This window comes from Microbacterium flavum, assembly GCF_018717645.1.
Classification (GTDB): Bacteria; Actinomycetota; Actinomycetes; order Actinomycetales; family Microbacteriaceae; genus Microbacterium; species Microbacterium flavum.
Map to the genome: position 1 here is coordinate 1 of NZ_JAFLHG010000019.1, position 23,989 is coordinate 23,989.

The following is a 23,989-nucleotide window of genomic DNA, read 5'->3' on the forward strand; positions in this document are numbered from 1 at the left end:
CGGCAGGACGGGGGCGGGGGCGCTGGCGCGGGGGCGCGGGGGCGGCGGCGCGGGGCGTCGGGACGCGGGGGCTAGGGGGCGTCGGGACGCGGGGGCTTCGGCGGCCGGATGGCGGGGACGTCGCCCACGATCGGCACCGGCGTGCGGTGCAGACGCATCCCGTAGCGGGCGGCGAGGCCCACCATCACCTGGAGCTTGTTGCGCGGGCCGAGGAGGCTCGTGATGTGCACGAACAGCCACGCGGACCACGCCAGGCGACCGGTGAGCGGAATGACCTTCCGCAGGAGCGGCACGCGCTTCAGGATGCCGAGGCGGTGGAGGACGGGCAGGTTCGCCACGCCGGGGACCTCCCCGACCGCCGAGCGGCGTCCGATGATCGCGAGCTGCCCCTTGTCGTAGTAGACGAACGGCTCCGTCGCCTCGCCGCCGAGCAGTCGCAGAATCTGACGCGCGACGTGCTCGCCGCCCTGGATCGCCGGCTGGGCCAACTGCGGGAAGTCCTGCGGCGTCCGGGCGACATCGCCCGCGGCGAACACCCCGGGCAGCCCGACCACCTGCAGGTCCTGGCCGACCAGGATGCGGCTGTCGTCGGCCAGGGGCAGCGACCATCCGCGCACCTCCTCGTGCGGCGCGACGCCGGTCGCCCAGATCGTGAGATCCGACGGCAGCACCGTCCCGTCCGAGAGGCGCACCGAGTCGCGGCAGACCTCCTCGACGCCCGCGCCCAGGCGCAGCTCCACGTGGCGCTTCTTCAGCTGGGCGGCGGCGTACGTGCGGAGCGAGGGGAGGAAGGGCTTCAGGATCTCGCTGCGCTGCACGAGCGTGATGCGGAACGCCTCGCCCTCGAGCTCGGGGTAGGCGGGTTCCAGGCCCTGGTCACGCAGCTCCGCGAGGGCGCCCGCCATCTCGACGCCGGTCGGGCCGCCGCCGATCACGACGACCGACAGACCCTTGCTGCGGTCCGGAGCGGCCGCTGCGCGGTCGAGGCGGGTGAACAGGGTGTCGCGGATCGCGATCGCCTGCGAGCGGGAGTACACCGCGAACGAGTTCTCCTTCGCGCCCGGGGTGCCGTGATACGCCGTCGTGACGCCGTTCGCGATCAGTAGGTAGTCGTAGGAGATCTCGCGGCCGTCGAGGAGGCGGAGGGCACGGGCATCCGTGTCGATCGCCGTGAGGTGCTCGTGCACCACGTCGAGGTTCGGCTGCGAGACGCGCAGGCTCCGGAGGAAGTGCGTGACATCGCCCGGATTCAGCCCGCCGGTGGCGACCTGGTACAGGAGCGGCTGGAACGTGTTGTACACGCGCCGGTCGATGAGGGTGACCCGCACGGGGGCCTTGCGCAGGGCGCGCGCCGCGTTGATGCCGGCGAATCCGCCGCCGACGATGACGACGTGCGGGAGGTGCGCGGTCGAGGGTGCGTGGCTCATGCCTTGGCGATCGCGTCTTCGAGGGCGACCCAGGCGAGCATCGCGCACTTCACGCGCGCGGAGAACTTCGAGACGCCCGAGAGAGCGGCGGCGTCGCCGTAGACCTCTTCGTCCAACTCCAGCTTCCCGCGCGAGCGCAGCGCCTCGCGGAACCCTTCGATGAGGGTCACCGCCTCCGCGCGGCTGAGCCCCTCTTCGGCGACCAGATCGGCGAGCATGGATGCCGAGGCCTGCGAGATCGAGCAGCCGCGACCTTCCCAGGTCACGTCCGCGATCGTCTCGCCGTCGACGCGGGCGCGCAGGGTGATCTCATCGCCGCATACGGGGTTCTTCTGGTGCGAGGTGCCGCTGTGCCCGGGCTCCGCATCCTCGTCGGCGAGACCGAAGTGCTGCGGATGCTTCGAGTGGTCCAGGATCAGCTCGCGGTAGAGCGCGTCGAGCTCATTCATGTGTTCAGACTCCGAAATAGGGACGGATGCCGCGAACGGCATCGAGGAGGGCATCCACGTCATCGGGGGTGTTGTACAGGGCGGTGGAGGCGCGGACCGATGCCGTCACACCGTAGCGCGTGTGCAGCGGGGCCGCACAGTGGTGGCCGACGCGCACCGCGATGCCGCGCGCGTCGAGGAACTGCCCGGCGTCGTGCGCGTGGACGCCTTCGACGTCGAACGACCACAGCCCGACCCGCTCGACCGACCCGGTCGAGGGGTCGCCGAGCAGCCGGATGCCGGGGATCTCGACGAGGCCGGCGCGCATCCGCTCGGCGAGCATCGTCTCGTGGGCATGGATCCGCTCGAGACCGATGCCGTCGAGGTACCGGACGGCGGCTGCGAGGCCGATCGCGGGCCCGATGGGCTGGGTCCCGGCCTCGAACCGCTGCGGCGGAGGGAGGTACTCCGCCCGGTCGAGGGTCACGGTCGTGATCATGGATCCGCCGGTGAGGAACGGGGGCATCGCCTCGAGCACCTCGGCGCGGCCGTAGAGCCCGCCGACGCCGTACGGGCCCATCATCTTGTGCCCGCTGAAGACGGCGAGGTCGACGCCGAGCGCCGGGAGGTCGAGGGGCAGGTGCGGCGCCGACTGGCAGGCATCCATCACCGTCAGCGCTCCGACCTGGTGGGCGAGGGCGATGATCTCCTCGACGGGATTGATGATCCCGAGCACGTTCGAGACGTGCGTGAACGCGACGATGCGCGTGCGCGGGCCGATGATCTCCGCCGCGGCGGCCAGATCGAGCGTTCCGTCGTCGTGGGCGGGGATGTGGCGGAGCACCGCGCCCGTCCGCAGGGCGAGCTCCTGCCACGGGATCAGGTTGGCGTGATGCTCGATCGCGGTCGTGACGATCTCATCGCCGGGTCGCAGGGCGAGGGAGGAGGATGCCGAGGCGCCTCCGATCGAGTAGGCGACGAGGTTGAGCCCCATGGTGGCCCCGCTCGTCCAGACGAGCTGCTCGGCATCCGCTCCGACGAAGCCGGCGACGGTCGCGCGGGCGTCTTCGAAGAGGTCGGTGGCCTCGGCCGCGAGCGTGTGTGCGCCGCGGTGGACGGCCGCGTTCGTGTGCTCGAGGAAGTCGCGCTCGGCGTCGAGCACCGGGAGCGGGCGCTGGCTGGTCGCGGCGGAATCGAGGTACACGAGGCGGTGGCCGTTCACCTGCTCGGCGAGGATCGGGAAGTCCTCGCGCAGCCGCACCGCGTCGATCGGGTCGGCGGCGGTCGCGGCGGTCTGAGGGGTCGCGGAGGTCACCCCTCTAGGCTACGCCCCGGCATCCCGGGTGGGCTCGGCCCCGAACGGGGGGACGGCGATGCCGCGCCTAGGAGTCCTCGTCGGTGTGGGCGACGAGGCCGTAGCTCGTGATCCGGCCCGCACGGTCATCGCCGGGCAGCGGGCGGGAGCGTCGGCCGTAGATGAGCTCCGTGGAGTCCAGCAGCCAGGGCACGAGCGTGATCTGCACGCCGTGGACGAGCATGAGCTGCTGGGCGATGCGGCGGGCGCGGCGGTTGTGGAGGACCGACTCCCACCAGTGGCCGACGATGTACTGCGGCAGGTAGACCGTGACGACGGAGGAGCCGTGCTTCTTGCGGTACTCCGAGATGAACTGCGCGAGCGGCGCCGCGTACTGACGGTAGGGCGATTCGATGATGAGCAGGGGGATCGGCATGCGGTGGAACGCCCAGTCGTCCTGCACTTCGCGGGTGTCTTCGGCGGTGACCGAGATGTGCACGGCGATCGTCTTGTCGTGCTTGGCGGCGAGCGCGTAGTCGAGGGCCTTCGCGACGGGCTTCTGCAGCTTGCCGACCAGGACGATCGCCACGTCGCCGCTCGCGCCGAAGTGCGCGTCGTCGTCCATCGTGATCTCGTGCTCCACGTCGCGGTAGTACCGGTGCACCCCGATCATGAGGAACGACAGCACGGGGATCGCGAGGAACACCAGCCACGCGCCGTGCGTGAACTTCGTGATGGTCACGATGACGAGGACCACGACCGTGAACGTCGCGCCCAGCGAGTTGATGACGAGGCCGCTGTAGGCGCTGCGCCGCTCGGCGACGGCCTTCGGCGACAGCAGCCTCAGCTCCCGCCTCCAGTGCCGCACCATCCCGATCTGGCCGAGCGAGAAGGAGACGAACACTCCGATGATGTACAGCTGGATGAGGGTCGTGAGCTTCGCCTGGAAGACGACGAGCACGATGACGGCGGCGAGCCCCAGCACGATCATCCCGTTGCTGAACACGAGTCGGTCGCCGCGGGTGTTGAGCGCCTTCGGTGCGTAGCCGTCCCGCGCGAGCACCGATCCGAGGAGGGGGAAGCCGTTGAAGGCCGTGTTCGCCGCGAGCAGCAGCACGGCCGCGGTGGCCGCCTGGATGACGAAGAAGAGGATGCTGCCACCGCCGAACGTCGCGGCCGCGACCTGCGCCATGAGGCTCGGCTGCACCGCGGCGGTGCAGTCGAACCCGACGAGGTTGCAGGGGTCCTCCGCGTAGTGGACGCCGGCGACCAGAGCGAGCACCGTCAGCCCCGAGAACATCAGGATGGCGATCGAGCCCATCAGCACGAGGGTCGTCTGCGCGTTGCGGACCTTCGGCTTGCGGAAGGCGGGCACGCCGTTGGAGACGGCCTCGACCCCGGTCAGCGCCGAGCAGCCGCTCGAGAAGGCGCGCAGGATCAACAGGATGACCGCCGCCTGGCTGAGGTCCTCGGCCTGCACCGCGAACTGGGCGCTCTCCGCGATCGGGGCATCCCCCAGCATCCAGCGGACGAGGCCCGTCACGATCATCACCATGACGGACCCGATGAACAGGTACGTCGGGATCGCGAACGCCGTCGACGCCTCCCGTACGCCGCGCAGGTTCACGAGGATGATGAGGATGACGAAGCCGACGGCGAGTTCGACGCGGAAGGCGTCGAGTCCGGGCAGCGCCGAGATGATGTTGTCGACGCCGGATGCCACCGACACCGCGACCGTCAGGATGTAGTCGACGAGCAGCGCGGAGGCCACGACGACGCCGGCCTTCTCGCCGATGTTCGTGCGGGCGACCTCGTAGTCGCCGCCGCCCGACGGGTAGGCCTTGATGAGCTGGCGGTAGCTGAGGACGACGACGACCAGGAGCGCCACGACGGCGGTCGCGACCCACGGACTGAAGGCGAGGAACGCCGTCCCGCCGATCAGCAGGATCATCAGCAGCTCCTGCGGCGCGTAGGCCACGGAGGACAGTGCGTCGGAGGCGAAGATCGGCAGCGCCATCTTCTTCGGCAGCAGCTGGCCCTCGAGTTCTTCGCTCGTCAGCGGTTCGCCGATGAGGATGCGTTTGGCGATCGGAGTCTCGTCCGCCGCCGGCCGGTCCTCGGCGCGATTGTCATCGGTCACGGCGGGCGACATTACGCCGGGCGGGGCCCGCGCGCAATGCGGACGACTGAAAGGATCGACACATGGGCAACGAGGTGTACTCCGCAGCGGTCGCGATCGGTCTCGGCGCGCTGGTCGGGACGGCGCTCTTCGTCCCCTTCGTGGCCGTCAGCTACCGGCGTCGCGGCCGCCTCACCTTCGGCCGCTCGGTGCTGTGGGCCGCCGCCCTCGTGTACTTCCTCGCGATCTGGACCTACACCCTGCTCCCGCTGCCCGAATCGGGCGCGTACGCGTGCGCGGGGGTGAATCTCGACGTCCTCGCGTTCGTCCAGGACCTCCGCTCGGCGCGGAGCCTCACGGACTTCGCCGTCCTGCAGCTGGCGCTGAACGTCCTGCTGTTCCTGCCGCTCGGGTTCTTCCTGCGGGTGCTCGGCGGCCGCGGCATCCTCGTCGCGTTCGTGGCGGGGCTCGGGATCTCCCTGATCATCGAGACGACGCAGCTCACCGGCGTCTGGGGGATCTACCCCTGCGCGTACCGCGTCTTCGACGTCGACGATCTGCTGACCAACACGGTCGGCGCGGTGCTCGGGTCGCTCCTGGCGCTCATCGTGCCGAGCCGACTGCGCAGCGGTGCGCATCCGGATGCCGGGGATGCTCCGCACCCGGTGACGCGCCCCCGGCGCCTGCTGGCCATGCTCTGCGACTGGCTGGGCGCGGGACTCGTGGGTGCGGTGGTCGGTATCGGCGTGCAGGTCGTCCTCGAGTACCTCGTGCGCGACCACGCGGCCGTGGTCGACGGCGGGATCGCGCAGACCGCGACGAACCTCGTCCCGATCGTCGTCTGGACCGCGGTGACGCTCGTGACGGGGCGGACGGTCGGCGACCTGGCGGTCGAACTCCGCTTCCGCGGGGGGCCGCTGCCGACCCCGGTCGCCCGATCGCTGCGCTTCCTGGGCGGGATCGGCGGCTACCTGCTGCTCTCGCTGCTCCCCGGCGCGGGGGCGGCCGCCGCGCTCGTGTTCGCGGCGGCATCCGTCGTCGCAGCCTTCGCGACCCGCCGGGGACGCGGGCTGCCGGGCCTGCTCTCCGGTCAGGACGTCGCCGATGCCCGCGCGGGGATCGCCCCCGACGGTCAGGAGCCGGCGGCGAAGTAGTACAGGACGGCGGTGACGCTCGTGCCGTCGGTGTCGGTGACCATGCTGTACTGCACGGGCGGCCCGGCGGTGGAGCGACCGATGTCGAAGACGAACCGGATCGAGCCGACGTTGCCGCGGGGGATCTCCCGGTCCGGCGTGGCGGCGCGGACGGCGGCGATCGTCGAGCCGATCTTCAGGCCGCGCTCTGCGGTCATCTCGATCTTGCCGACGGTGTTGCGCGAGAACGTCGCGTACGAGGGCTGCGTGAAGGTCGCCCGCTGGGCTCCGCCGGTGCCGTCGACCATGTCGTAGAGGAGGAACCCGTCCCACTGGTAGACGGTGTAGTCGGGGTAGCTGCTGCCGTCGCCCGCCTCGACGCGCTGGGTGGGGGCGGCGCCGAAGGCCTGGGTCAGCGCCGCGACGGCCACATCGGCCTTGTCGCGCCACTGGTGGGTGAAGACGGTCTGGTCGTCCTTGTCGACGAGGGTGAACCCCGTGCCGCCGAACTGCACGGCGACCGGCGCGCCGATGCCCGTCGGGGAGGACGTCGGGCTGGCGGTGGGCTGCGTCGTCGGTGCGGTCGTGGGACCCGGGTCCGGCGGGCCCACGGGTCCGGCGTCGGAGGACGGGCGCGTCAGAGCGATGCCGAGGGTCACGACGACCGCGATCAGCAGCACGCCGGCGACGACACCGAGCACGACGGGCAGGCGCGAGCCGGTGTCGTCGGGATCCCGCGGGGGGCGGCCGCCGCTCGCCGGCCTCGGTTCGCGAGGCGGCTTCGGGGGCTTCGGGGGCTTGGGATCGCGGGGCGGCTTCGGCTCGCGGGGGGGCTTGGGCGGCTTCGGTTCCCGGGGCGGCTTCGGCGCGGGAGTCTCGTTGCCGCTCGGCTCGGGGGCATCGGGGAGCCCGAGATCGGCCCAGGTCACGCGAGGAACTCCCGCGCCGCGACGACGAGGGCATCCACGCCGCGCTCGATCGTGGGGTGGAGGACCGGGGCGAAGAACGGCGAGTGGTTCGTCGGAATCTCCTCGTTGATCGCGCCGCGCGCGCGAGCATCGGCGAAGCGCTCCGGATCGAGTCCGCCCCAGAACCAGTACACGAGGGGGACGCCGGCCTCGCGGGCGAACCAGGAGACGTCCTCGCTCCCCGTGAACATGCCCGGGTCGACGACGCTCTCCTCGCCGAAGGCGCGCGACCAGGCCGCGACGAGGCGTGCCGTGGCATCCGCGTCGTTGATCGTCGGCGGCAGGGAGTGGAGGGTGGTGATGACGGGCTCCTCGACGGCGCCCGAGGCCTGCGCCTCGGCACGGACGACGCGCTCGACCCGCGCGAGCACATCGGCGCGCGCGGCGTCGTCGGGGTAGCGCAGGCTGAGCTCGAGGGTCGCCTCGGCGGGGATGATGTTGTTCTTCAGCCCGGCGTGGATCGCGCCGACGGTGACGACCGCCATCTCGCGCGGGTCGATCTCGCGGGAGACGATCGTCTGCAGACGCATGACCGTCGCCGCCGCCATCACGACCGGGTCGATCGTGGCGTGCGGGCGCGAGCCGTGGCCGCCGCGGCCGAGAAGACGCACCGTGATGCCGTCCGATGCCGCCATCTGCGTGCCCGGGCGAACGCCGACGACCCCGGCGGGCAGCGGCGTGAGGTGCTGGCCGAGGACGATGTCGGGCTTCGGGAAGGCATCCAGGACGCCCGCCTGGATCATCGCCTGGGCTCCCGCGCCGTACTCCTCCGCGGGCTGGAAGACGGCGACGACGGTGCCCGACCACTCGTCGCGGGTCGCGAGGAGGCGCTCGAGCGCTCCGAGGAGGGCCGTCACGTGCATGTCGTGCCCGCACGCGTGCATGACGGGGACGTCGGTTCCGGCCGGGTCGATGCCACGGGCGGTCGACGCGTAGGAGAGGCCGGTCTGCTCCTCGACGGGCAGGGCGTCCATGTCGGCGCGCAGCCAGACGACCGGCCCCTCGCCGTTGCGGATCGCCGTCGCCACACCCGTCGTGCCGAGCCCCTCGGTGAACTCGAGGTCGAGCGCGCCGAGTTCGCGCGCGATGACCCCCGCCGTGCGCGTCTCCTGGAACGAGAGTTCGGGGTGGCGGTGCAGGTCGATGTACAGGGCCTCGAGGTCGATGCTCACCCCTCGACTGTAACCGCCGCCGCCGCTTCGGGCCTGCGAGTGCCCGGCCCTCGGGCGCCGGAACTCCTCCCCGCCGGCGCGGATCGGGCGCTCGAAACGGTTCGGGCAGGGGCCGACCGTGAATCGGAGCGTCCTGGCGGGGCTGGCGGTGCGCGGAGAGTGGGGCGCGTCCGCGCCGGTCAGAGACCCGTGGCGATGAACTTGTAGGTGATCGAGGTGACGTGCTCGCCGTCGGTATCCACCTGCACCCCGTAGGAGCGGACGCCGTCCTCGTAGAAGGTGCTGCGACCGCGGACGAACCAGAAGATCGGCGGCACAGTATCGCCGCCGGAGTCGGGAGCGAGCTGTCGGACCTCGTCGAGGGTCTGACCGATGCGCAGGCCGAACTCGTTGGTGATCTCGATGTCGCCGATCGAGGAGGCGCTGAAGGAGACGTAGGTCGGTGTGTCGACCTCGCTTCGGTCCTTGCCGCCCTCGGTGTCGAGATAGTCGTAGAAGGTGAAGTCCGGCCACGAGTAGACGGTGAAGTTGCCCCTGTGGAAGTTGCCGTCGTTCAGGTCCTCGGAGATCGTCGGCGCTGCGCCGAACGCCTCGGTCAGCGCCGCGATCGCCGGAGCTGCGGGCGCCGCCCAGGTGTGCGAGAAGGTCTCGCCCGCGGATCCGCTCAGCGTGAAACCGTCGCCGTTCACGTCGATCGTCGCGGAGGAGGCAGGGGGGCTCGTCGATGATGCGGAGGGGGTGGGTGTCGCGGCGGCCGATGCCGTGGGCGTCGCCGACGCGGTGCTCGTCGGCGCAGGCCGAGCCGAGTCGGATGTGCGGGTCAGGGCGAAGCTCACGACCACGGCGATGGCCAGCACCGCCGCCACGATCACGATGCCGACGATCATTCGCGATCGTGAGCGCGGTGCTTCCGGACGGGAGTCGGGGAGGCCGGGGGGAGAGCTCATAGGAGGATCCTAGCCAGGCGGCGGAGCGGTCGTGCCGCGGGTGACCAGAGAGAAGGGGAGGGGGCCTGAGGCCGCTGCGCTCCTCGGAACACCGCCGCCTGCCGCAGGCCCCGCTTCGCCGGTGACGGCAGCGAGGATGGCGTCTGCGACGCGCTCGCCCTGGGCGTGGGGGAACTGATCGATCGTGGTCAGGTCGAACAGGTCCGCGAGGTCGTGCCCGTCCACCCCGATGATGGAGAGGTCCGCCGGCACGCGGATCCCCCGCTCGCGCGCCGCCGTCAGGGCGCCGTAGGCCATCTCGTCCGAGCCCGCGAAGATCGCGGTCGGCGGATGCGGGCCGGTCAGCAGCTCGCGCGCCGCCCGCGCGCCCCCCGCGACGGTGAAGTCCCCCGCGACGAAGCGTCCGGTCAGGCCGCTCGCAGCCATCTCTGCCTCGAACCCGGCACGCCGCCGACTCGGGATGTCGAAGGCCGGGTCGGCGGGCCCCCCGCCCGCGACGCTCTGGCCGATGTGTGCGATGTCGCGATGTCCGAGGCTTCGCAGGTGCTGCGTCGCCGCACGGCCGACGGCGGTGTCATCCACTCGCGGACCGCCGAGCTCGCCGCGCGGGACGCCGAGCCCCCGCACGGGAAGGCCGAGCGACCCCAGCGCGGCCACCTCGTCGTCGGTGAGCGCGACGGAGAGCACGATGACGGCGTCGACCCGCCGGCGGCGCAGCGCCGTCTCGAACAGGCGACGACGCTGCGCGGGGTCATCCGTCACGTTGTACAGCGTCACGTCGTAGCCGCGCGGAGCGAGCCGCGACGCGATGCCGTCGAGCACCGTCGCGAAGAACCAGCGGTCCATCAGGGGAACGATCACGCCGATGTTCTCCGCACGCCCCGATGCGAGACCGGCTGCCGTGGCGGATGCCACGTACCCGAGCCGCTCGGCGACCTCGCGCACACGGGCACGGGTGGCCTCCGAGGTGCGCCCGCGCCCGCTCAGCGCGCGCGACACCGTCGCGGTGGAGACCCCCGCCGCGCGGGCGACATCGTCGAGCGCGGACACGTCAGTCGACGAGCATCCACACGGCGACGTCGACGGGCAGGGTGTCGCCGTCGAACGGCTCGCTGGCGACGAGCACCGTCCCGGACGGGAGCGGCACTGCCGCATCCGAGACGTTGGCGATGACGGTGACGCGGCCGTTCTCGAAGGCCAGGACATCGTCGCCGTAGCCGCCGCGCCACGAGAGCGTGCCCGCGCCGAGGCCCTCGCCGCGGCGGGTGGCGAGGAGGGTCCGGTAGAGCCAGAGGGTCGAATCGGGGTCGCTCTCCTGCGCATCGCGGGCGAGCCGGGCCCACTCGGCCGGCTGGGGCAGCCAGGACGCGCCGGTCTCGTTGAAGCCGTACGCGGGAGCGTCCGAGGTCCACGGGAGCGGAACGCGGCAGCCGTCGCGCCCGTAGCGCTCGCCGTCGGTGCGGAACCAGGTCGGGTCCTGGCGGACCTCGCCGGGGAGCTCGACGACCTCGGGCAGTCCGAGCTCCTCGCCCTGATACAGGTAGGCCGACCCGGGCAGGGCGAGCATCACGGTGGTGGCGGCGCGGGCGCGGCGAAGGCCCTCTTCGGGCAGGGGCTTGCCGGGGGAGTCCGGACCGATGCCGTGACCCTGCGGGTTCTCGGCCGTGAGTGCGAGGCGCGAGGCGTGGCGCACGACGTCGTGGTTCGAGAGCACCCAGGTCGCGGGCGCGCCGACGGCGGGGAAGGCGCGCAGCGACTCGGAGATGACCTCGCGGATCGCGGGGGCGTCCCACTCCGTCATCAGGTAAGGGAAGTTGAAGGCCTGGTGCATCTCGTCGGAGCGCACCCATTCGGCGGTCCGATCGACGGTCGGCAGCCACGCCTCGGCGCAGAGCGCGCGGTCGCCCTCGTACTCGGCGAGGACGCGGTGCCAGTCGCGGTAGATCTCGTGCACGCCGTCCTGGCCCCAGTAGGGCACGTCGTCGTCGGAGCCGCCCATGCTGTCGGCCGATGCGTCGGCGGTCAAGACCGCGGGCACGTGGTCCGGCAGGCCGTCGGTCTTCACGAGGCCGTGCGCGACGTCCACGCGGAACCCGTCGACGCCCCGGTCGAGCCAGAAGCGCAGGATGCCGCGGAACTCCTCCTGCACCTCGGGGTTCGCCCAGTCGAAGTCGGGCTGCGTGGAGTCGAACAGGTGGAGGTACCACTGGCCGGGCGTCCCGTCGGGGTCGGTCGTGCGCGTCCACGCGGGGCCGCCGAACACCGACTCCCAGTTGTTGGGGGGCAGGTCGCCGCCCGGGCCGCGGCCGTCGCGGAACAGGTAGCGCGCCCGCGCCGAGCTGCCCGGCTCCGCCGCGAGGGCCTCCTGGAACCAGACGTGCTGGTCGGAGGAGTGGTTGGGGACGAGGTCGACGATGACGCGGATGCCTCGGGCGTGTGCCTCGGCCCGCATCGCGTCGAAGTCGGCGAGGGTGCCGAAGAGCGGGTCGACGTCGCAGTAGTCGGCCACGTCATAGCCCGCGTCGCGCTGCGGCGATCGGTAGAACGGGCTCAGCCACAGGGCGTCGACGCCGAGCGAGCGGAGGTCGTCGAGGTGGGCGGTCACGCCGGCGAGGTCGCCGATGCCGTCGCCGGACGCGTCCGCGAAGGAGCGCGGATAGATCTGGTAGATCACGGCGGTGCGCCACCACTCGGCGCCGGGGCGGCTCTGGCCGATCGGGGCGAGCTGGCCGATCGGGGCGAGCTGGTCCGCGGGGGCGAGAGAGGTCGGGGGGGAAGAGGTCTGCTGCGACGTCATCCCTCGAGTGTAAGCGCTTACGCAACGCGTGCGGACGCGTACGCTGGACCGGTGACCTCGAAGGCCCTCGACCGTGCCGCGTCCCTCATCGCGACCATCCCCGACTTCCCCGAGCCCGGCATCCTCTTCCGCGACATCTCGCCGCTGCTGGCGGACGCCGCAGCGATGCGCGCCGTGGTGGATGCCGTGATCGAGCCCTTCGCGGACGCGTTCGACGTCGTGGCGGGGGTCGAGGCCCGCGGGTTCCTCCTCGCCGGGGCGGTCGCCGTCGCGGCGGGCGTCGGCATGGCGCCGATCCGCAAGGCGGGGAAGCTGCCGCGTCCGGCGGCATCCGTCGGCTACGCGCTGGAGTACGGCACCGCCGCGATCGAGATGTCGGACGACCTCCCTGCGGGCACCCGCGTGCTCCTCGTCGACGACATCCTCGCCACCGGGGGCACCCTCCGCGCCGGCCATGAGCTCCTCGATGAGCTCGGACTCGTGCTGGCGGGAACCGCCGTGATCATGGAGCTCGAAGAGCTCGGCGGCCAGGCCGTGTGCGGCCCCGTGCACGCCGTGTTCCGCGTCTAGGTCTGGGATAATCGGAGATCGGCCCCGCTTCGGGTCGATCTCCGACAGAAGGGCCCCCGTGGGAACCGCGACCTCCGAACCGACCGTGATGCTGGCATCCAAGACGCTGGCGCACATCCACCTCGAAGGTCAGATCGACGAGGTGTTCGCCTCGACCGAGGGTGCCCTGCGCGGCCGCATCGTCGAGGCGATCCGGCTGATGGCGGCGTCGACCGGTGGGCCGGTCACCGCAACGGTCGTCGACGGCGACGTCCGCTGGCCGCTGACCGTGCATCCGGACGGGACGTTCGTCGAGGCGACCGCGGCCGGGCAGGATGCCGACGCCCCCGCACCCGCACCCGCACCCGCCCCCGCACCCGCATCCGCGCTGCGCAGCGATCTCACCCGCCGCGAGGGCGTCCCGCGCGGTGCGGCGCAGCGCGTCGCCCCGACCGTCGAGGACCTCCTCAACTCGCGCGCCGACCGCGTCAAGCCGCGCGCCACCGAGGGCTGGCAGGGTGCCGTCCGCCGCATGACGGGCGGCGCGATCGCGCCGCGTCCGGGCCGGGCGGAGCAGTCGCGCCTCGATCGCGAGCGCGCCGTCCAGCGCCGACTCGACGGACCGCGCACGATCGTGATCCTGAACCCGAAGGGCGGGGCGCACAAGACCACGTCGACCCTGCTGCTGGCTGCCACCTTCGGCACCCAGCGCGGCGGCGCGACCCTCGCGTGGGACAACAACGAGACGCGCGGCACGCTCGGATGGCGCGCCCAGAACGCCCCGCACCACCGCACGGCCGTCGACCTGCTCGAGCACCTCGACTCGTTCGCCGAGCCGAGCCAGGCGAGCCTCGCCGCCCTCGACACCTACGTGCGCACGCAGGTCGACGCCCGCTTCGACGTGCTGGCCTCCGATGAGGATGCCGCGGCCTCCTCCACGATCGACGCGGCCGGCTTCGATCGCCTGCACGGCGTGCTGTCGCGGTACTACCGCCTGCTGATCGTCGACACGGGCAACAACATGCGCGCCTCGAACTGGGTCGCCGCGGTCGCCGCCGCCGACCAGCTCGTGATCGTCTCGACCGTCCGGGAGGACACCGCGGCCTCGGCCGCCTGGCTCCTCGACGGCCTGCGCGAGAAGGGCTTCGACGCGAAGATCGACGACGCGGTGACGATCCTCGCCGCGCCCTCTGCGAAACCCGATCGCAAGCTCGCGGAGCGCCTCGAGCGCCACTTCGCGCAGGTGACGGGCGACGTCGTGCACGTGCCGTTCGACGCGGCACTGGTCGACGGCGGTCCGATCGATTTCGATGCGCTGTCGGTCGAGAGCCGCGACGCGTGGCTCTCCGTCGCGGCGGCGATCGCGCAGCGCCTCTGACCGGAGCGCCCCCGGCCCTTCCGTCTGCTCTCACGGAGCCAGATTTCGGGTCTGTTTCGCGCCGTGAACTTTCGGGAACGGATGCGCGAAACGGGCGCATCGGTGTTCAGTCAGGGCTTAACGTCGCTCTCACGACGAGGTGCGCGCCGCCTCGCCCGCACCCGGTGAGGCGGGGAGGCCGCGATGACCACGACCGAAGAGAAGGCGTCCAAGGCCGCCGAGCGCAAGGCCCGCGCCGCCGAGAACGGCGTCGATGCGATCCCCCCGCTCGCCCGGCTGTTCCCGCTGGGCCTGCAGCACGTCCTGGCGCTGTACGCGGGCGCCGTCGCGGTGCCGCTCATCGTCGGCGGCGCGCTGGGCTACAGCTCGGCCGACCTCGCCTTCCTCATCAGCGCCGACCTCTTCATCGCGGGCCTCGCGACGATCGTGCAGTCGGTGGGATTCTGGCGCTTCGGCGTCCGCCTTCCGCTCATGCAGGGCGTGACCTTCGCCGCTGTGGGCCCGATGATCGCCATCGGCACGTCGCACGGCATCACGAGCGTCTTCGGCTCGGTGATCGCGTGCGGACTGTTCATGATCCTCGTCGCGCCGTTCTTCTCGCAGCTGCTGCGCTTCTTCCCTCCGATCGTCACGGGCACCGTCATCCTCATCATCGGTCTGTCGCTCATGCGGGTCGCGGCGGGGTGGATCATGACCGGCTCGAGCGCCGACGCGCCCGGAGCGCCACCGGTGAACGTCGCGTTCGCGTTCGGCACCCTGCTGTTCATCGTGCTGCTCGAACGGTTCGCCCCGCCGGCCCTCGCCCGGGTCTCGGTGCTGCTCGGCCTGGTGTGCGGAACGATCGCCGCGCTGTTCGTGCCGGGCATGACGGACTGGTCGCACGTCGGGGATGCCGCGTGGTTCGCGGTCGTCACGCCGTTCCACTTCGGCCTGCCGACCTTCGAGCTCGCCTCGGTGATCTCGATGATCATCGTCGGGATCGTCATCATGACCGAGACGACCGGCGACATGATCGCCGTCGGCGAGATCGTCGACCGACCCGTGACGCGCAAGCAGCTCGCCGACGGCCTGCGCGCGGACGGCCTCGGCACCGTGCTCGGCGGTGTGTTCAACACGTTCCCCTACACCGCCTTCGCGCAGAACGTCGGTCTCGTGTCGCTGACGGGCGTCCGCTCGCGCTACGTCGCGACGATGGCCGGCGGCATCCTCGTCGTCCTCGGTCTCATCCCGAAGGTCTCCGCGATGGTCGAGGGCGTGCCGCGTGCCGTCCTCGGCGGCGCGGGGATCGCGCTGTTCGGCATGGTCGCCGCCTCCGGCATCCGGACGCTCACGAAGGTGAAGTTCAACAACAAGAACGTTCTGATCGTCGCGATCTCGGTCGGGATCGCGCTGCTGCCGACCGTGAGCCCGACGATCTACGGGCAGTTCCCCGACTGGTTCCAGCTCATCTTCGACTCGGGGATCTCGGCCGGCGCCATCGTGGCGATCCTCCTGAACCTGCTGCTGAACACCCCCGAGGTGCGCGAGGCCGAGGCCGGACAGCCCGCGATGGGCGCCTATGACGCGGTGCGAGGCCCTGCCGCCGCCGCTCTCGTGCACCCGCAGGCGGAGGGCACCGGACTCATCCCGACCGTCTCGCTCGACGCCGACGAGACGAACCGGCCCGGCGCGGACCCGACGCACGGGGCCTGAGCCGATCGTGGGGCTCCGGCCGACGGGCCGGAGCCCCACGATCAGGCGTGCAGTCGCCGCGGGCCGCGGGGCGCGGGGCGGCGCGGCTCAGAGCACGCCGGCGCCGAGGTTGACGGGGCTGCCCTCGATGTTGCCGACGATCCCGCGGATGATGCCGACGCCGTCCGCTCCGCGGAGGCTCTCGTACCAGGCGGCGGTGGCGGCCGGGTCGTAGGCGTGCGTCTCCTCGCCGCGCTTGCGTGCGCGCAGGACCAGTTCTCCCGCGCGCTCGACGCGGATCGCCTCGTACCGGCGGAGGGTGTCCTCGATGCCGACCGTGTTCGTCGCGAAGGCGATGCCCAGGGCGAAGGCGTCCTCGAGCGCCGAGCAGGCGCCCTGGCCGATGTCGGGGGCGGTGTTGTGGGCGGCATCGCCGAGGATGGCGACCCGGCCCTTCGCCCACGTCGGGAACGGGGTGATGTCCCAGATCTCGACCCGGTTGAGCGACACGGCGGGGTCGATGGCGCCGATCAGCGCCTGCACGCCGGGAGCCCAGCCCGCGAAGGCCTCCTCCAGCGGCGCGGTGCCCTCAGCGCGGTCGTACGGGACGCCGTCCGGCTGGGGCACGTCGAACCAGAAGTAGAAGCGCCCGCCGGCGACCGGCATGACCGCGGCGCGCTTTCCGCCCGCGACATAGGTGGTCCAGGCATCCGGTGCGCCGATCGCGGTGTCCACCGGGATCAGGCCGTTGAAGTTCGTGTAGCCGGAGTACTCGCGCACGATCTCCGGTGCGCCCTCGGGCTGCACGTAGGCGCGGGTCAGGGAGCGGGCGCCGTCCGCGCCGATGACCATGTCGGCCGTGTCCGTCGCGCCGTCGGCGAAGGTGACGGTGACGGATGCCCCGTCGTCGGCGATCGCGACGACCTTGCGACCGAGGTGGATGGCCTCCTCGCCGAACGTGCGCATGAGGAGGGCCTGCAGATCGGCGCGTGCGACGGGGTACGGCTTCTGGCCGGTCTGGGCCGTCACGGGTTCCAGCGAGAAGTCGCAGAGGATCTCGCCGGTGCGGCCGTCGCGGTAGGCCATCGTGGCCATGTCGCCGCCGAGCGCGGCCACCTCGTCGCCGACGCCGAGCCAGTTGAGGACTTTGACGCCGTTCGACCACAGCGACAGCGCCGCGCCCACCGGCTTGTTCTCACGCATCTGGTCGTAGATGACGACGTCGTGTCCGAGGCGGCGCAGCGCGATCCCCGCGCTCGTCCCGCCGATGCCCGCGCCGATGATGATGACCTTCATGTCGGCACGGTACGGCGGACGTGTCACGGGCGCGTTTCCCCTCGGATGCCGAGGTGTTACGACCGCCGGTCGTCGGTCGCTCGCTGCCCGCCGGCCCGCGGGCGCCCCGGTCAGCTGCCGCGGTAGGTCGTGTAGGCGAACGGGCTCAGCAGCAGAGGCACGTGGTAGTGCGGGCGGTCCGCGACGGTGAAGGCGACCGTCACGGAGGGGTGGAACGCCGCCGTCCCCTGCGCGGCGAAGTGCGCGCCCGTGGCGAAGGTCAGCGCGTAGTCGCCCGGCTCCAGGGCATCCGGACCGAGCGCGAGACGGCCGTCGGCGTCGGTCCGCCCCGACGCGAGCGCGGTGCCGGTGGCATCGCGGAGCGACACCTCGACGCCGGATGCCGGGGTCCCGGCCGTGGCATCCAGGATGTGCGTGGTCACGTGGGTCATGAGATCGCTCCTTCCAGGCGCAGCAGCGCGATCTGGCGCAACTGGTCGAGGGCTTCGGCGGTCTCGCTCTCGTCGTCGTTGGCTCGTCGCCGGTCGAGCTCGGCGCGCATCTGCTCGGGACTGCGCCCGGCCGCCCGGATCAGGAACACGCGGCCGAAGCGCTCCTCGTAGGCGGCGTTGCCCGCGGCGATGGCGGCGGCGGTGGTCGCCTCAGCGGAGGCCATGGACGCCTGCTCCGACCGCGAGGCGTCCGCTTCGGCTCCGGGCCCGCGCGGTCTCTCGCCGATCCGCGGGTGATGGGCGAGCGCGGTGTCGAGGTCGGCGGCCGACCAGCCCCGAGCGAGCGCATCCGCCCGCTCGGCGAGTGCGGCGCGGGTGCCGTACGGGCGACCGGAGACGACGGCATCCACCCACCCGGGGATCGCGGCCCAGACGGCGACGATCTCTGCGGCCGCAGAGCCATCGAGGGCGTCGAAGTCGGCGACGGACACCGGGACGGTCGGGCGCGTCGGTGAGGCGGCGGTCATCGTGCTCCGTGGACGATGAGCCAGCGGGCGATGACCGGCTCATCGGACGTGTTGTGCAGGCGGTGCGGGCGTGAGCAGGGATAGCTGATCGCGTCGCCCGCCCGCAGGACGACGCGTTCGTCGTCGAAGTCGATCGTGAGCTCGCCCGAGGTGACGGTGCCGACCTCGTAGCCCTCGTGGCGGAACAGCTCGGTCCCCCCGTGCGCCGTCGCGCCCGGCGGGTAGGTCGACTCGAAGTAGTCCACGCCGGGGGTAGCGATGGGCGAGATCCGCCGGAACGTGACGCCGTTCTCGAGGACGATCGGGTCGTCGTGCTCGGCGTGGGCGGCCCGGTGGAGGCCGAAGCTCAGCGGGGCATCCGCGGCTTCGTCGCCCGCCGAATCGAACACCGAGGTCAGGGGCACGTCGAGCTCGTCGGTGATCGCGATCAGCCGCGACACGCTCGGCTGCATGACGCCGCGCTCGATCTGCGAGACGGCGCTCGGCGAGATGCCGAGCCGTCGCGCCAGATCGCGCGCCGACATCCCGCGCGCCATGCGGAGAGCGCGCAGGCGCTCGCCGACGCCCTCGCCGGCGGCGTCGACCCTGACGGCGGCGCGGTCCACGGGGTCGAGGTCGGGGTCGAGGGCGGAGACGCGGCTCATGCCCAGATCGTATCCGCCGCGCGGACGCGTCGGCGCGCTCGCACAGCCCCCGACACGCGTTCGTCACACATGAAGCTCAGGCTTCACACGGATGTTACAGACGCGAAACCGGCCCCGCTGTGTGAAGCAATAACTTCACTCATACGCACCACCAGGCCTCGGACTCCACGTCGCGGTCCGCTCCACTCCGTCACCCATCGGACACACCTGGAAGGCACCATGACCTCTCACATCCCGCCCGCCACGGGCGCCTACGACATCGTCGAGGCCGCCGGCATGCCCGTCGGCTCCGGCAACATGAAGCCGCAGTACGACGAGCGCCTCGCCAACGAGGACCTCGCGCCGCTGCGCAAGCAGAAGTGGACCTCGTACAACATCTTCGCGTTCTGGATGAGCGACGTGCACTCCGTCGGCGGGTACGTCACCGCCGGATCGCTGTTCGCCCTCGGCCTGCAGAGCTGGCAGGTGCTCATCGCTCTGCTGGTCGGCATCCTGATCGTCCAGTACTTCGCGAACCTCGTCGCCAAGCCCAGCCAGAAGACGGGCGTGCCCTACCCCGTCGTCAACCGGGCGATCTTCGGCATCCGCGGCGCGAATATCCCCGCCGTCATCCGCGGGCTCATCGCGATCGCCTGGTACGGCGTGCAGACGTTCCTCGCGGCCGAGTCGCTGAACATCGTGTTCCTGAAGTTCATCCCCGGCTCCGCGGCGCTGCTGGACGTGTCCTTCCTCGGGCTGTCGGCGCTCGGCTGGATCTCCTACGGCATCCTCTGGGTCGCGCAGTTCCTGCTCTTCTGGAACGGCATGGAGGTCATCCGCCGCTTCATCGACTTCGCCGGACCCGCCGTGTACGTGGTGATGATCGCGCTCGCGATCTACCTCGTCTCGCAGGCCGGGTGGGAGAACATCTCGTTCACCCTGTCGACGAAGGAGCTCGACTTCTGGGAGTCCGTCCCCGTGATGTTCGCGGCGATCGCCCTGGTGGTCGCGTACTTCTCCGGACCCATGCTGAACTTCGGCGACTTCGCCCGATACGGCAAGAGCTTCGCGGCCGTCAAACGCGGCAACTTCTGGGGCCTGCCGGTGAACTTCCTGTTCTTCTCGCTCCTCACCGTCATCACCGCGTCGGCGACCGTCCCGGTCTTCGGCGAGCTCATCACCGACCCGATCAAGACGGTCGAGGCGATCGACGGCTGGTTCGCGATCCTCCTCGGTGGCCTCACATTCGTCACGGCGACCGTCGGCATCAACATCGTCGCGAACTTCATCTCGCCCGCCTTCGACTTCTCCAACGTCGCGCCGAACAAGATCTCCTGGCGTGCGGGCGGCATGATCGCCGCCGTCGGCTCGGTGTTCCTCACCCCGTGGAACTGGTACTCCAACGATGACGCGATCCACTACACGCTCGGCCTCCTCGGCGCGCTGATCGGACCGCTGTTCGGCATCCTCATCGCCGGGTACTACGTCGCCGGACGCCAGCGCATCAAAACGGATGCCATGTTCACCATGGACCCGACCGGGCCCTACTGGTACCGCCGCGGTTTCAACCCGAACGCCATGAAGGCGCTGCTCGTCGCCGGCATCCCGGCCGTCTTCTTCGGGGTCTTCCCGAAGCTGTTCGCCGACATGGGGCTGTTCGACATCGCGTGGATCAGCGACTACAGCTGGTTCATCGGGTGCGGTCTCGGCTACGCGTCGTTCGTCCTGTTCGAGCGCCTCGACCCCCGCGTGCCGACCTTCGCAGGCGAGACCGAGGGCGTCTCGGACGGCGTTCTGGACGGAGCCGCGGCCACCGCGGGCTCGGAGCCCCCGGCGATCTCGGGCGAGGTGCCGGTCGCGGTGGCGGGTCCGGTCGATGCGGGTGCGGCGCCGCGGAAGGCGACGCCCGCTCCGTGAGGGTCCTGCTCATCAACCCCAACACCTCCCGGGCGATGACCGCGAAGATCGCGGTCGCCGCCCGGGAGGCGGCGGGCGCGGGCGTCGAGATCGCGGCCGTCTGCCCCGACCCCGGTCACGGCCCGGAGGCCGTCGAGAGCCACGTCGACGAGGTCGCCGCATCCGCGGCGATCGTCGATCTCATCCGTCGTGACCTCGCCGCAGGCGGCAGCGACGCGTACGTCATCGCCTGCTTCGGCGACCCGGGCCTCGACGCCGCGCGCGAGCTGGTCGACGTGCCGGTCCTCGGCATCGCCGAGGCCGCGATGCACGTCGCGGCCATCGCAGGGCGCCGGTTCGCGATCGTGACGACGCTCGGGCGGACTCTCGGCCGCGCGCGCGACCTCGTCGCCCGCTACGGCATGGAGCACGCGTGCTCCCACTACCTGGCCGTCGAGATCCCCGTCCTCGCACTCGAGGAGGCCGACCCCGAGACCACTGCGGCGATCGAGCGCGCCTGCCTCGGAGCGCTCGACGCCCCCGCGGGCGAGGCGGCGGACGTCGTCGTGCTGGGCTGCGCCGGGATGGCGGACCTCTGCACGCTGCTCGCCGGCCGGGTGGGGGCGCCGGTCATCGACGGCGTCGCCGCGGCGGTGGGCCTCGCGGCGGGCATGGTGCGGATGGGCGTGCGCACCGGCATCCGCGGCGAGTACGCGCCGCCGCCGACGCGGAAACACGGGCGAAACGACACCTCGGTAACGTCGGACGGGTTCCCGAGAGAGGCGGCGCAGTGGCAGCTGTGAGTGTGTTCCGCGCCGAGCGCGCGTGGATCGAGGGCGCGTTCCGGCCCGCCGAGGTCCGCATCGCGGATGGCGTCATCGCCGAGGTGGTGCTGCTCGACCCGTCCGACTCGCTCGCGGACGCCGGTGCGGATGCCGCCTCGGCTGACGGAGTGACCGTGCTCGCGGAGGGCGAGGTGCTCCTGCCGGGCCTCGTCGACTCGCACGTGCACCTCGACGAGCCCGGTCGCACCGAGTGGGAGGGCTTCGCGACGGGCACCGCCGCGGCCGCCGCGGGAGGCATCACGACCCTCTTCGACATGCCGCTGAACTCCGTCCCGGTGACGACGACGCCCGAAGCGCTCGCCGCCAAGCGGGCCGCCGCGACGGGCAAGCTCGCCGTCGACGTGGGCTACTGGGGCGGCGCTGTCCCCGAGAACCTGGGCTCCCTGCGCGCGCTCGCCGCCGCCGGCGTGGTCGGCTTCAAGTGCTTCCTCGTGCCCAGCGGCATCGACGAGTTCGGACACCTGGATGCCGTGGGAGTGCGCGCCGCGCTGGCCGAGCTCGCCGCCTTCGACGGCCTGCTCATCGCCCACGCCGAGGACGAGGCGCACCTCCACGCCGCGGCCGCAGCGGTCGGCGCCGGCGCCGACGGTTCCCTCGGCCGCGACTACGACACGTTCCTGCGCAGCCGGCCGCCCGTCAGCGAGGAGGCCGCGATCGGGGCGGTGATCGACGCCCTGCGCGAGACCGGCGGCCGCGGCCACATCGTCCACGTCGCCGACGGCGCCGCGCTCGATCTGATCCGACGGGCGAAAGCCGACGGCATCCGCCTCACGATCGAGACCTGCCCCCATTACCTGACGCTCGCCGCCGAGGATGTCCCCGACGGGGCGAGCGCGTTCAAGTGCTGTCCCCCGATCCGTGGCCGCGCGAACCAGGACCTCCTCTGGGAGGGCGTCGTCGACGGGACGATCGACGCGATCGTCAGCGACCACTCGCCCTCGACGCTCGCCCTGAAGTCGGCCGGCGGAGGGGACTTCGGCCTGGCCTGGGGCGGGATCGCGGGCGTGCAGACAGGATTCGCGAGCGTCTGGACCGAGGCCGCACGCCGCGGCATCCCGCTCGAGAGCCTGCTGTCGTTGTTCACGACGGGGCCCGCGCGCGTCGCCGGCGTGCCCGGACTCGGCGAGATCCGGGTGGGGACGCGGGCGAACCTGACCGTCTTCGCGCCCGAGCGGGAGTGGGTCGTCGACGCGCATCGGCTGCTGTACCGCCACAAGCTGTCGCCGTGGGACGGTCGCCGCCTGCGCGGCGCCACCTCGACGACGGTCGTCGGCGGGGAGATCGTCTACCGTTCGGGTGACGACGATGCCCGGGCGCGTCCCGGGGTGGAGGTACTGGTGGAGGTCCTGGCATGAGCCCGACGGAGATCCTGCAGCCGGGCGTCGGCCCGGTCGTCGGCGAGCAGTACCTGGCGGCCTCGCCCGAGACGGTGCTGTGGGGGCGGCTGCCCTGCGCCACGGACGCACCCGTCCTGGCCATCGCCGCCGGGTCCTCGGTGACGATCGACACGATCAGCCACGAAGGCATCCTGCCCGATCAGGGACAGGACCCGCTCGGCTACTTCACGGGTCACGGCGTCTCCGGCGACGCGGTTCTGGTGGATGCCATCGAGATCGCCGCGGCGGCCCCCCGCGACCCCCTCCTGGACGGCCCGCACGTGATCACCGGCCCGATCTTCGTCGAGGGCGCCGAGGTCGGCGATCTGCTGAAGATCACGGTCCTCGACCTTCGGCCGCGGGTGCCCTACGGCGTGATCTCCAACCGGCACGGCAAGGGCGCACTCGTGGGCGTGCTGCCCCGCGGGCCCGAGAACGTCAGCGTCTTCACCTCGGTTTCGGATGGGGTCGGGACTCTTCCGCTCGTCGAGGGCGGCGAACGGGTCGTGCGCTTCCCGCTCGCGCCGTTCCTCGGCACGATGGGGGTCGCCGTCGCGGGCGACGAACGTCCGCACTCGGTGCCGCCGGGGGCGCACGGCGGCAACATCGACATCAATCTGCTGGTCGAGGGGACCGTGCTCTACCTGCCCGTGCAGGTGCCCGGCGCCCTCGCGTACGTCGGCGATCCGCATTTCGCGCAGGGCGACGGCGAGGTGGCGCTGACAGCCCTCGAGGCATCCCTGCGGGCGACCCTCCGCTTCGAGGTCGTGCCGCGGGCCGAGGCCCTCGCCGCCTTCGGCGAGGTCACCGGGCCGCTCGTCCGCACGGGCGAATACCTCGTGCCGACGGGGCTGGACCCCGACCTGAACGAGGCGATGCGGGCCGCCGTCCGCGCATCGCTCGAGCTGCTCCAGGCCCGGTACGGCATGGCCGAGCACCTGGCCTACGCCTACCTGTCGGCGGCGACGGACTTCGACATCTCGCAGGTCGTGGACATCGTCTGCGGCGTCCACGCCCGGATCCGCGAGGCGGACTTCGCCGCGATCGTGCCCCCGGGGTCGGGCGCATGACCGGTCGGTCCGGAGCGTCGGCGCCGCCGGTGCTGCCGAACG

Annotated in this window: 21 protein-coding genes; 8 read left to right on the forward strand and 13 right to left on the reverse strand. The window is 71.8% G+C overall.

Features of this window, described 5'->3' with window-relative positions; translation table 11 throughout:
• Positions 1-71: 71 nt before the first annotated feature.
• The 4 genes from J0P97_RS14975 to J0P97_RS14990 all read right to left on the reverse strand — a co-directional run bounded on the left by J0P97_RS14975 (position 72) and on the right by J0P97_RS14990 (position 5,301).
• A complete protein-coding gene (locus tag J0P97_RS14975; RefSeq protein ID WP_215488596.1) occupies positions 72-1,427 on the reverse strand; it encodes an NAD(P)/FAD-dependent oxidoreductase in 1,356 nt (451 codons plus the stop codon).
• Positions 1,424-1,876, reverse strand: a complete 453-nt coding sequence (gene sufU, locus J0P97_RS14980; protein ID WP_215488597.1) for a Fe-S cluster assembly sulfur transfer protein SufU — start codon at positions 1,874-1,876, stop codon at positions 1,424-1,426. Before sufU ends, J0P97_RS14975 begins: the two co-directional genes overlap by 4 nt.
• 4 nt (positions 1,877-1,880) lie before the next feature.
• Positions 1,881-3,170 (reverse strand): SufS family cysteine desulfurase, encoded by a 1,290-nt coding sequence (locus J0P97_RS14985; RefSeq protein WP_215488598.1) that lies wholly within the window; start codon positions 3,168-3,170, stop codon positions 1,881-1,883.
• Between the two features lie 67 nt (positions 3,171-3,237).
• Complete coding sequence (locus J0P97_RS14990) at positions 3,238-5,301, reverse strand: APC family permease (protein ID WP_215488599.1); 2,064 nt, start codon at positions 5,299-5,301, stop codon at positions 3,238-3,240.
• Positions 5,302-5,351: 50 nt separating this feature from the next.
• Between J0P97_RS14990 and J0P97_RS14995 the strand changes: the two genes are divergently transcribed.
• A complete protein-coding gene (locus J0P97_RS14995; protein WP_215488600.1) occupies positions 5,352-6,422 on the forward strand; it encodes a VanZ family protein in 1,071 nt (356 codons plus the stop codon).
• Here the strand turns inward: J0P97_RS14995 and J0P97_RS15000 are convergent.
• From J0P97_RS15000 to J0P97_RS15020, 5 genes are all read right to left on the reverse strand, one after another.
• A complete protein-coding gene (locus J0P97_RS15000) occupies positions 6,401-7,330 on the reverse strand; it encodes a hypothetical protein (protein ID WP_215488601.1) in 930 nt (309 codons plus the stop codon). The genes J0P97_RS14995 and J0P97_RS15000 overlap by 22 nt on opposite strands.
• A complete protein-coding gene (locus J0P97_RS15005) occupies positions 7,327-8,541 on the reverse strand; it encodes an amidohydrolase (RefSeq protein ID WP_215488602.1) in 1,215 nt (404 codons plus the stop codon). The genes J0P97_RS15000 and J0P97_RS15005 overlap by 4 nt, the downstream gene beginning before the upstream one ends.
• A gap of 179 nt (positions 8,542-8,720) precedes the next feature.
• Positions 8,721-9,488 carry a hypothetical protein gene (locus J0P97_RS15010; protein ID WP_215488603.1) on the reverse strand — a complete coding sequence of 256 codons (768 nt, stop codon included), beginning with the start codon at positions 9,486-9,488 and terminating at the stop codon, positions 8,721-8,723.
• A 9-nt stretch (positions 9,489-9,497) separates the two neighbouring features.
• Entirely contained in the window at positions 9,498-10,538 is a 1,041-nt protein-coding gene (locus tag J0P97_RS15015; protein ID WP_215488604.1) for a LacI family DNA-binding transcriptional regulator, read from the reverse strand.
• A 1-nt stretch (position 10,539) separates the two neighbouring features.
• Entirely contained in the window at positions 10,540-12,285 is a 1,746-nt protein-coding gene (locus tag J0P97_RS15020; protein WP_215488605.1) for a glycoside hydrolase family 13 protein, read from the reverse strand.
• 51 nt (positions 12,286-12,336) lie between these two features.
• Here J0P97_RS15020 and J0P97_RS15025 point away from each other — a divergent pair, with 51 nt between their 5' ends.
• The 3 genes from J0P97_RS15025 to J0P97_RS15035 all read left to right on the forward strand — a co-directional run bounded on the left by J0P97_RS15025 (position 12,337) and on the right by J0P97_RS15035 (position 15,904).
• Positions 12,337-12,855: an adenine phosphoribosyltransferase gene (locus J0P97_RS15025; protein WP_215488606.1), complete on the forward strand. Its 519-nt coding sequence runs from the start codon at positions 12,337-12,339 to the stop codon at positions 12,853-12,855.
• Between the two features lie 58 nt (positions 12,856-12,913).
• Positions 12,914-14,212 (forward strand): MinD/ParA family ATP-binding protein, encoded by a 1,299-nt coding sequence (locus J0P97_RS15030; protein WP_282837969.1) that lies wholly within the window; start codon positions 12,914-12,916, stop codon positions 14,210-14,212.
• A gap of 183 nt (positions 14,213-14,395) precedes the next feature.
• Positions 14,396-15,904, forward strand: coding sequence for a nucleobase:cation symporter-2 family protein (locus J0P97_RS15035; protein WP_215488607.1), 1,509 nt, complete (start codon positions 14,396-14,398; stop codon positions 15,902-15,904).
• Positions 15,905-15,991: 87 nt separating this feature from the next.
• Here J0P97_RS15035 and hpxO read toward each other — a convergent pair whose 3' ends face one another.
• The 4 genes from hpxO to J0P97_RS15055 form a co-directional block, all read right to left on the reverse strand.
• Positions 15,992-17,179 (reverse strand): FAD-dependent urate hydroxylase HpxO, encoded by a 1,188-nt coding sequence (gene hpxO, locus J0P97_RS15040; protein WP_215488608.1) that lies wholly within the window; start codon positions 17,177-17,179, stop codon positions 15,992-15,994.
• 110 nt (positions 17,180-17,289) lie between these two features.
• Positions 17,290-17,610, reverse strand: coding sequence for a hydroxyisourate hydrolase (gene uraH, locus J0P97_RS15045; RefSeq protein ID WP_215488609.1), 321 nt, complete (start codon positions 17,608-17,610; stop codon positions 17,290-17,292).
• The gene (gene uraD, locus J0P97_RS15050) at positions 17,607-18,137 is read right to left on the reverse strand and encodes a 2-oxo-4-hydroxy-4-carboxy-5-ureidoimidazoline decarboxylase (protein WP_215488610.1); all 531 of its coding nucleotides are present in this window, start codon (positions 18,135-18,137) and stop codon (positions 17,607-17,609) included. Before uraD ends, uraH begins: the two co-directional genes overlap by 4 nt.
• Positions 18,134-18,781: a helix-turn-helix domain-containing protein gene (locus tag J0P97_RS15055; RefSeq protein ID WP_215488611.1), complete on the reverse strand. Its 648-nt coding sequence runs from the start codon at positions 18,779-18,781 to the stop codon at positions 18,134-18,136. Before J0P97_RS15055 ends, uraD begins: the two co-directional genes overlap by 4 nt.
• A 219-nt stretch (positions 18,782-19,000) precedes the next feature.
• Between J0P97_RS15055 and J0P97_RS15060 the strand changes: the two genes are divergently transcribed.
• From J0P97_RS15060 to J0P97_RS15075, 4 genes are read left to right on the forward strand one after another with little or no spacing between them, the layout of a single operon-like run.
• A complete protein-coding gene (locus tag J0P97_RS15060; protein WP_215488612.1) occupies positions 19,001-20,677 on the forward strand; it encodes an NCS1 family nucleobase:cation symporter-1 in 1,677 nt (558 codons plus the stop codon).
• Complete coding sequence (locus J0P97_RS15065; RefSeq protein ID WP_215488613.1) at positions 20,674-21,459, forward strand: aspartate/glutamate racemase family protein; 786 nt, start codon at positions 20,674-20,676, stop codon at positions 21,457-21,459. Before J0P97_RS15060 ends, J0P97_RS15065 begins: the two co-directional genes overlap by 4 nt.
• Positions 21,447-22,856 carry an allantoinase AllB gene (gene allB / locus J0P97_RS15070; protein ID WP_215488614.1) on the forward strand — a complete coding sequence of 470 codons (1,410 nt, stop codon included), beginning with the start codon at positions 21,447-21,449 and terminating at the stop codon, positions 22,854-22,856. Before J0P97_RS15065 ends, allB begins: the two co-directional genes overlap by 13 nt.
• The gene (locus J0P97_RS15075; RefSeq protein WP_215488615.1) at positions 22,853-23,947 is read left to right on the forward strand and encodes an acetamidase/formamidase family protein; all 1,095 of its coding nucleotides are present in this window, start codon (positions 22,853-22,855) and stop codon (positions 23,945-23,947) included. The genes allB and J0P97_RS15075 overlap by 4 nt, the downstream gene beginning before the upstream one ends.
• The last annotated feature ends 42 nt before the right edge of the window (positions 23,948-23,989 follow it).